The organism is Arthrobacter sp. JCM 19049 (assembly GCF_001310435.1).
Genome location: NZ_BAXF01000075.1, coordinates 1 through 8,066 on the forward strand (window position 1 = coordinate 1; position 8,066 = coordinate 8,066).

Sequence of the window (8,066 nt, forward strand, 5' to 3'; positions counted from 1 at the left end):
CCCAGCTGGGTATCCCGGCCCCGGTGTTCTCCTCCTCGCTGGCCTACTACGACGGCCTGCGCAGCGACCGCCTGCCGGCCGCGCTGACCCAGGGTCTGCGTGACTTTTTCGGTGCGCACACCTACCGCCGCACCGACAAGGAAGGCACCTTCCACACCCTGTGGAGCGGGGACCGCACCGAGATCTCCGCCGAGGATACCCACTAGGAAGCCTCTGCCGCACCCATGCGGGAAGCGGAATCGGCCGTGGCCTGGAAAGTTGAGCGACTTTCCAGGCCACGGCCTTTTTCATGTCCACGGGTGGTGGGCGCCCGCGGGCGCCGGGGGGATCAGGACTCGAGCAATTCCACCCCGTTGCGCAGCAGCTGTGCCGCTTCGCCCGGAACAATCCGGGCCAGGGAGAAGGCGGCCACCACCAGGCCGGTGAGCGTCTCGGCGAGCACCTCCTGGCGGTGCGGCGCGGCATTGGGCAGGGCGGCCTGCACGCCGCAGGCCAGCGCCAAATGCAATTCACTGCGGTAGCCGGCAATGATTTCTGCAACCTGTTCATCACTGGCGATCGGGGCGTTGGCCGAATTGATCAGCAGGCACCCATTCGCCGCGGTAACCGAGCCCGGGTTGGCGAAGGTCTCGGCCAGGTCCCCAAGGTAGATTTTCAGCGCGCCCGGCTGCACGCTGGGTTCGCGCAGTGGACGCAGGCGTGGGCGCACAATCTCCTCCAGATAGCTGTCCACGGCGGCGGCGAACAACCCGCGCTTGGAGCCAAAGGAGTTGTAGATGCTGGAGCGGCTGAGCCCGGTGGCCTGCTCCAGCTCGGGAATGGAGCCGCCTCATAGCCGCGCGACCAGAACACGGCGCGGGCCTGCTGCGCCACCCGGTCCGGTCAAAGGCTAGTGTTCTGGCCATCACGTTCCTCCAGTCTTTTCGTAACGACCATTCCAGTATATATTGGAATGACCGTTACAAATAGTGGTGGCGGGTGTGACGAGCAAGCTCACCTTGGCTCCGAGCCATCCGCCCGTTGATAAACCGCCACTCGACCTGCAATCTCCGCGACGAAAGGTTCACCATCCCATGACCGACTTCAAGACCACCGAAATCCGTCTTGCCTCCCGCCCCACCGGCTGGCCCAGTGAAGAGAACTTTGACTTCGCCACCGTCGAGAACCCGCCCCTGGGGGAGAACCAGGTGCGCGTGCGCAACGAGTTCATCTCCGTGGACCCCTATATGCGTGGACGCATGAGCAATGCCCGCTCCTACGTGGCCCCCTACGAGGTGGGCGAGCGCATCACCGGCGGGGCCGTGGGCCGGGTTGTTGAATCCACCTCCGAAGAACTGCCCGAGGGCAGCCTGGTCACCCACCAGCACGGCTGGTCCGACGGCATCCAGCCGATGCGAAGACCTTCAAGAAGGTGCCCGAGATCGACGGGATGCCGAACTCGGTGCGGCTGCACATCCTGGGCATGACCGGGATGACCGCTTCGTGGGCCTGAAGGAGATCGCCGGGCTGAAGGAAGGCGAGACCGTGTTCATCTCCGGCGCCGCCGGCGCGGTGGGCACCGCCGCCGGGCAGATTGCCAAGCTGATGGGCGCCAAACGGGTCATCGGTTCGGCCGGCAGCCCCGAGAAGATCAAGCTGCTGACCGAAAAGTACGGCTACGACGCGGCCTTCAACTACAAGGACGGGGATGTGCGCGGCCAGCTGGCCGAGGCCGCCCCGGAAGGCATCGACGTGTTCTACGACAACGTCGGCGGCGAGCACCTGGAGGCGGCACTGGCCGAATTCAACGACGGGGGACGGGCCGCGCTGTGCGGCGCGATTTCCAGCTACAACTCCACCGAGGCGCCCGCGGGACCGAAGAACATGTCAAACATGGTCACCCGCGGACTGAAGATGCAGGCTTCACCCTGGGCAACTACCTGTACGCCGCCGGTGACTTCAACGAGCAGATGAGCCAGTGGTTCGCCGACGGGAAGATCGTCTACGACGAGACCATCGTGGACGGCATCGAGAACACCGTGGATGCCTTCGTGAACATGATGAAGGGCGCGAACATCGGCAAGATGCTGGTGCGCATCTAGCCACACACTGAGAGCGCCATTTCCATTGAAAATCACTGGCGGCCTGTACTGAATGCTTGGTTAGTACAGGCCGTCAGTTGTTAATGCAACGGGAGCGAATACTATATGCGAGCGGCTCGGATCGTAATTGAGCCTTGTAGCGCTTACTCCGCTGAAGGTTCGGCGCTTCGGTTCTGAGTTATTGCATCTGCGAGGCTCGATTCAACGAAACGATCGGGTTCTGGGTTCCTATCTACATGTTTGACAAGTTTGCTTCCTACTGTATTGACCGCATCAGTTAGAGACTGAATTTCTTTGCGGACTAAATGCAGGTTTCCCTCTGGTGCGTCTCTCGCTTCGCGCCAGTCACGAGGGCGAATGTAGAAAGAAACGGGTTCAAGCGGGCCATATGGCCCTTCCGCGGTAACTTCTAGGCGGTACTGGGTCTCATCGTTCTCATCTTCGAGCAGATCGAAGCCTCTTCCTAAAGACCACCGAATAACTCGCCCTGGAGCCAACGACAGAATTCCTTCAGCTACCCTATTCTGCGCTACCCGGGTGGCTCCCGAGTACGACGGATGCTCTGGAATAGGGGGATCGATCAAAACCCGAACGTTACGGGCTAAAGTTGGACCTGCGTTACCTAGAACCAAATGGAGCATTGTCCCTTGTTGAACGTCCGGTTGAATGTCGGCCCAAACGTAAGGTCGCGCTGCCTGCCGCATCAGGTCTCGTTGAATTTCTGTCTGATCTTTAGCGGCTCTTGAAGCTTCATGCGCTGGCTTCAGAGCTACAAAAGCCGCTACCGCTGCGGACAACGCTCCGAAAGCTGCAACACCTGCAGCGAATGTGTTGAGATCCATGAGTATTTTCTTGTTCTCCTCAGGTTGGTTCACTTGCGCCGACGAATACGCGCGACGTCAGAAAAAGTGATTCTAATGCTCTGTAGCAGACTGGAACTAAGAGGAACGGTCAATAACGTTTTCAGCTGCCCACGTAGCGGGCCAGGTGCTCACCGGTGAGGGTTTCCGCTTCAGTCAGCTGACGCGGGGTGCCTTCAAAGACAATGCTTCCGCCCTCATGCCCGGCGCCCGGGCCCAGGTCGATGACCCAGTCGGCGTGGGCGATGACGGCCAGGTGGTGTTCGATCACGATGACCGTGTTGCCCTCGTCCACCATCTGATCCAGCAGGGCCAGCAGCTTGTCCACGTCCGCCATGTGCAGCCCGGTGGTGGGTTCATCCAGCACATACGTGCCGGCCCCCTTGCCCAGGTTGATGGCCAGTTTCAGGCGTTGGCGTTCCCCGCCGGAGAGCGTGTTCAGCGGCTGGCCGAGCTTCAGGTAGCCCAAGCCCACCTGGTTCAGCCGCTGCAGCATGGCCTTGGCCTTGGGGACCTTCAGCTGCTGCTGGGCCTGTTCGATGCTCAGCTCGAGCACCTCGGTGATGTTCAGCCCGTCCAGCCGGTAGTCCAGCACTTCGGCGGTATAGCGCTTGCCCTCGCAGACCTCGCACAGCAGCGGCACCCCGGCCATGGAGACCAGATCGGTGTAGGTGTAGCCCACCCCGTTGCAGTTCGGGCAGGCGCCCTCGGAGTTCGCGCTGAATAGGGCGGCCTTGACGCCGTTGGCCTTGGCGAACGCGGCACGGATCGGATCCAGCACCCCGGTGTAGGTGGCCGGATTCGAGCGCCGGGAGCCGCGGATCGCTGACTGGTCCACCACCGCCACGTCCTCGCGCTTGGAAATCGTGGTGTGGATCAGTGTGGACTTGCCGGACCCGGCGACCCGGTCACCGCGCACAGCACCCCGCGGGGGATGTCCACGTTCACGTTCTTCAGGTTGTGGGTGTTCGCCCCGCGGATCTGCAGCGGGTCCCGGCCCGGGCGGACCTGCTGCTTCAGTGGCACGGTGGCGGAGAAGTGCTGGCCGGTGAGGGTGTCGCTGGCCAGCAGCCCGGGCACATCCCCGGCGTAGGTGACCTGCCCGCCGTGGATGCCGGCCCCCGGGCCCAGGTCGATGACGTGGTCGGCGATCTTGATGACTTCGGGCTTGTGCTCGACCACCAGCACCGTGTTGCCCTTGTCGCGCAGGTCCGCCAGCAGGTGGTTCATCCGCTGGATGTCGTGCGGGTGCAGGCCCACCGTGGTTCATCAAAGACGTAGGTGACATCGGAAAGGGCACTGCCCAGGTGGCGGATCATCTTCACCCGCTGCGCCTCCCCGCCGGACAGGGTGCCGGCGGGGCGGTCCAGGGAGATGTAGCCCAACCCGATCTGCACCATGGATCGCAGCACGGCCTTCAGGTTGCCCAGCAGGGGAGCGGCGTCGGGGATCTGCAGCTGATCCAGTACCGGGATCAAATCCGAGACCTGCAAGGCGCTTAGCTGCGCGATCCCGTACCCGTCGATCTTCGAGGCCCGGGCCTTTTCGCCCAGCCGGGCACCGCCGCAGACACTGCACGCGGCGGTGGTGGAGATCCGCGCGATCCAATCGCGGATGTGCGCCTGCTTGATCTCCCGCCCGGAGTGGATGTAGTTGTTCTTGATCCGGGTGATCAGCCGGAGTAGCTCATGTTCGCCCCATTCAGCTTCACCTTGCCCGGCTCCGCGTAGAGCAGCCGCTCCAGCATCGGTGCGGGCATGTCCTTGAGCTTCACATCCAGGTCCGCCTCGGTGCCAGCGGTCAGGGTCTGCCACAGCCAGGCGCCGGGGGCGAAGTTCGGGGCGTTGATCGCCCCTCGTTCAGGGTCTTGTCCCAGTCCAGCAGCTCGTCCAGGTCAATGCTCGCCTCGGTGCCGAACCCCTCGCAGGCGCTGCACGCCCCCTCGCCCAGGTTGAAGGAGTATGCCCCGGCCCCGCCGGCGCTGGGGGTGGAGTAGCGGGAGTAGAGCACGCGCAGCAGCGAGTAGCGTCGGTGGCGGTGCCCACCGTGGAGCGGGAGTTCGCGCCCATGCGTTCCTGGTCCACCACGATCGCCGCGGTCAGGTTCTGCAGCACCTCCACGTCGGGGCGGGGCATGGAGGGCATGAACGTCTGGATGAACGCGGTATAGGTTTCGTTGATCAGCCGCTGCGATTCGGCGGCGATGGTGCCAAAGACCAGGGAGGACTTGCCTGAGCCGGAGACCCCGGTGAAGGCGGTGATCCGGCGCTTGGGAATGTCGCGTCCACGCCCTGCAGGTTGTTCTCCCGCGCCTGGCGCACACGGATCATGTCATGGGTGTCTGCTGCATGCTGGCTCATGGACTTCAGCTTACTGAATCGTCGGGCCCGTCGACTTCTTGATTCCTGCCCGTCCGCCACCGGTGTTGCTGAGCAGGGGCCGTAAGGCAGGCAGGGCCCGCGGCACCGGATGGTGCTGCGGGCCCCTGGGGCGGGTAGGGAACTAAATCCACATGGCCGGGTCAATGTATTCGGCCGGGTCCACCGCCGGTTTGCGCTCCTCCGGGGAGCGCGGGCGGTTGCGCGCCGGAATGCCGGTGACAATCGAACCGGCCGGGGCGTCCTTGACCACCACGGCGTTCGCGCCCACCGCCGAATCATCACCGATCATGATCGGACCCAGAATCTTCGCCCCGGCCCCGACCACCACCCGGTTGCCGATCGTCGGGTGGCGCTTGACCTTGGCCAGCGAACGCCCGCCCAGGGTCACCCCGTGGTAGAGCATCACATCGTCGCCCACCTCGGCGGTCTCACCGATCACCACCCCCATGCCGTGGTCGATGAAGAAGCGCCGCCCGATCGTGGCTCCGGGGTGGATCTCAATGCCGGTGACTGCCCGGTTCAGCTGCGAGAGCATCCGCGCGGCAAAGCGCAGGGACGGGTTCTGCCACATCCGGTGCGCGATCCGGTGCATCCAGATCGCGTGCAGCCCCGAGGCGGCGAAGAAGTTCTCGGTGTCGCTGCGCGTGGCCGGGTCGTGGGTGCGGGCAGTGGCCAGGTCTTCCCGTAGCCGGGAGATAAAACTCATGTGTTCACCTTAGGGGTCAAGGGCTGGCGACGTGCCATCGTTTCCCATTACGGGAGGTCACACCACAAATCGGCGCGCCGGCGCGGGTCTATCCAGTCCAACCGCACGGCACGCCGATTTATTCGCCAGCCATCACAATCCGCGGAAACTAGCCGCGGATGTCGTCAAAGAGCAGGGTCGAGATGTAGCGTTCGCCGAAGTCCGGGACCACCGCCACGATCAGTTTGCCGGCGTTCTCCTCACGGGCGGCCACCTGCAGGGCGCCCCACACGGCGGCGCCGGCGGAGATGCCGCCCAGGATCCCTTCCTTCACGCCCAGCGCGCGGGCCACGGAGACCGATTCCTCGATCGGGCGTCCAGCACCTCGTCGTACAGTTCGGTGTCCAGCACCTCGGGGATGAAGTTCGCGCCCAGGCCCTGGATCTTGTGCGGGCCGGGCTTGCCGCCGTTGAGGATCGGGGAGTCCTTGGGCTCCACCGCCACGATCTTCACCTCGGCGTTCTTTTCCTTCAGGTAGCGTCCGGCGCCGGTGATGGTGCCGCCGGTGCCGATGCCGGAGACCAGCACGTCCACCTTGCCCTCGGTGTCTTCCCAGATCTCCGGGCCGGTGGTATCGTGGTGGATCTTCGGGTTGGCCTCATTGGCGAACTGCTGGGCCAGATCGCGTTCTCGGTAGTGGCCACGATCTCCTTGGCCTTCTCCACCGCGCCGCGCATGCCGTCGGCGCCCGGGGTCAGCACGATCTCGGCGCCGAAGGCGCGCAGCATCACGCGGCGCTCGGTGCTCATGGTCTCGGGCATGGTCAGCACCACCTTGTAGCCGCGGGCCGCGCCGACCATGGCCAGGGCGATGCCGGTGTTCCCGGAGGTGCCCTCCACGATGGTGCCCCCGGGCTTCAGTGCGCCCGAGGCCTCGGCGGCGTCAACAATCGCCACACCGATGCGGTCCTTGACCGAGTTGGCCGGGTTGTAGAACTCCAGTTTCACCGCAACGTTGCCCGGCAGCCCTCATCCAGCCGGTTGAGCTTCACCAGGCGGGGTTCCGCCGACGACCTCGGTGACGTTGTTGTAGATTTTGCCCATCGTGTTGGTTCCTTCGCTGTATCGGTTGGCTGTGATCGCCAGCTTGCTCCGGGCCCGCGCACGGATCCGGAAGAACGAGTTGTGCTTCGGCCCGCCCCTTGCGCTCAAGGGCACGGTGCCGAGAAAAGCTTTCCCTCTCTAGGGTAGTTCTCGCGCCAATTACGACTCGTTGTTAAGCCACGAACCGTAATATTTCTTTACCTTTGCCAGCTTTGGGTCGATTATGACCCGGCAATACCCGGCCTGAGAGTACTGGGTGTAATAGTCCTGGTGGATGTCCTCGGCCACCCAGAAGTCGGCCGGCTGCTCCACGGTGGTCACGATCGGATCCGGGTAGAGTGCGGCGAACTTCGCGATCGCCCGCTCATAGTCCTGCTGCTGGGCGTCATCCAGCGGGAACATGGCGCTGCGGTACTGGGTGCCCACGTCGTAGCCCTGCCGGTTCAGGGTGGTGGGGTCGTGCAGGGTGAAGAACATGTCCAGGATGACCTCGGCCGGCACCACGGACTCGTCGAAGGTCACCGCCACGGCCTCGGCGTGACCGGTCATCCCGGTGCACACCTGGTGGTAGTCCGGGTGGGAGGTGTTCCCGCCGGTGTAGCCGGAGATCACCGAATGCACCCCGCGGGTGCGCTGGTAGACGGCGTCAAGACACCAGAAGCAGCCGCCGGCCAGCACGAAGGTGCGCAGCGTACGGCCATCAATCTCACTGGTCGGCTCGAAATGATGGGCTTGGGTTTTGGTTTGTGAACTCACATCCATAGCCAACACCACGGCGTTGCATTCTGTTCCCGTTCCCGGCCCACCGCGTAGGCTAGAGGTATGCAGAGCAAGGTGAACAACCCGGTCGGCGATGCGCGCAAGACCGAGGCAACAAAGCAGGATCAGGCTGCGAAGAACCCCGAATCCCCGGCCGTGGCCGGCGGTGCGGCAGCGCGGGCGCGAGTCTGCCGTGCC

Annotated in this window: 4 protein-coding genes and 5 pseudogenes; 2 read left to right on the forward strand and 7 right to left on the reverse strand. The window is 64.1% G+C overall.

Annotated features, from left to right (window positions below; all coding sequences use genetic code 11):
• Positions 1-206, forward strand: a pseudogene (locus tag JCM19049_RS05690) (NADP-dependent phosphogluconate dehydrogenase); the annotation flags it as partial.
• A gap of 122 nt (positions 207-328) precedes the next feature.
• On the opposite strand, the gene JCM19049_RS05695 reads toward JCM19049_RS05690, so the two are convergent.
• Together JCM19049_RS05695 and JCM19049_RS22275 are read right to left on the reverse strand one after the other, a co-directional pair.
• Positions 329-748 (reverse strand): TetR/AcrR family transcriptional regulator, encoded by a 420-nt coding sequence (locus tag JCM19049_RS05695; protein ID WP_279402544.1) that lies wholly within the window; start codon positions 746-748, stop codon positions 329-331.
• 27 nt (positions 749-775) lie between these two features.
• Positions 776-820 (reverse strand): annotated as a pseudogene (locus JCM19049_RS22275) (hypothetical protein); the annotation flags it as partial.
• 253 nt (positions 821-1,073) lie between these two features.
• On the opposite strand from JCM19049_RS22275, the pseudogene JCM19049_RS05700 reads away from it, so the two are divergent.
• Positions 1,074-2,081 (forward strand): annotated as a pseudogene (locus tag JCM19049_RS05700) (NADP-dependent oxidoreductase).
• Positions 2,082-2,224: 143 nt separating this feature from the next.
• Here the strand turns inward: JCM19049_RS05700 and JCM19049_RS18850 are convergent.
• The 5 genes and pseudogenes from JCM19049_RS18850 to msrA all read right to left on the reverse strand — a co-directional run bounded on the left by JCM19049_RS18850 (position 2,225) and on the right by msrA (position 7,799).
• Positions 2,225-2,956: a hypothetical protein gene (locus tag JCM19049_RS18850; protein WP_279402545.1), complete on the reverse strand. Its 732-nt coding sequence runs from the start codon at positions 2,954-2,956 to the stop codon at positions 2,225-2,227.
• An 88-nt stretch (positions 2,957-3,044) separates the two neighbouring features.
• Positions 3,045-5,300: pseudogene (locus JCM19049_RS05705) on the reverse strand (ATP-binding cassette domain-containing protein).
• A 142-nt stretch (positions 5,301-5,442) separates the two neighbouring features.
• Positions 5,443-6,027, reverse strand: a complete 585-nt coding sequence (gene epsC / locus JCM19049_RS05710; protein ID WP_054821087.1) for a serine O-acetyltransferase EpsC — start codon at positions 6,025-6,027, stop codon at positions 5,443-5,445.
• 148 nt (positions 6,028-6,175) lie between these two features.
• Positions 6,176-7,109, reverse strand: a pseudogene (gene cysK, locus JCM19049_RS05715) (cysteine synthase A).
• Positions 7,110-7,268: 159 nt separating this feature from the next.
• Positions 7,269-7,799: a peptide-methionine (S)-S-oxide reductase MsrA gene (gene msrA, locus JCM19049_RS05720; RefSeq protein WP_054821088.1), complete on the reverse strand. Its 531-nt coding sequence runs from the start codon at positions 7,797-7,799 to the stop codon at positions 7,269-7,271.
• Positions 7,800-8,066: the final 267 nt, after the last annotated feature.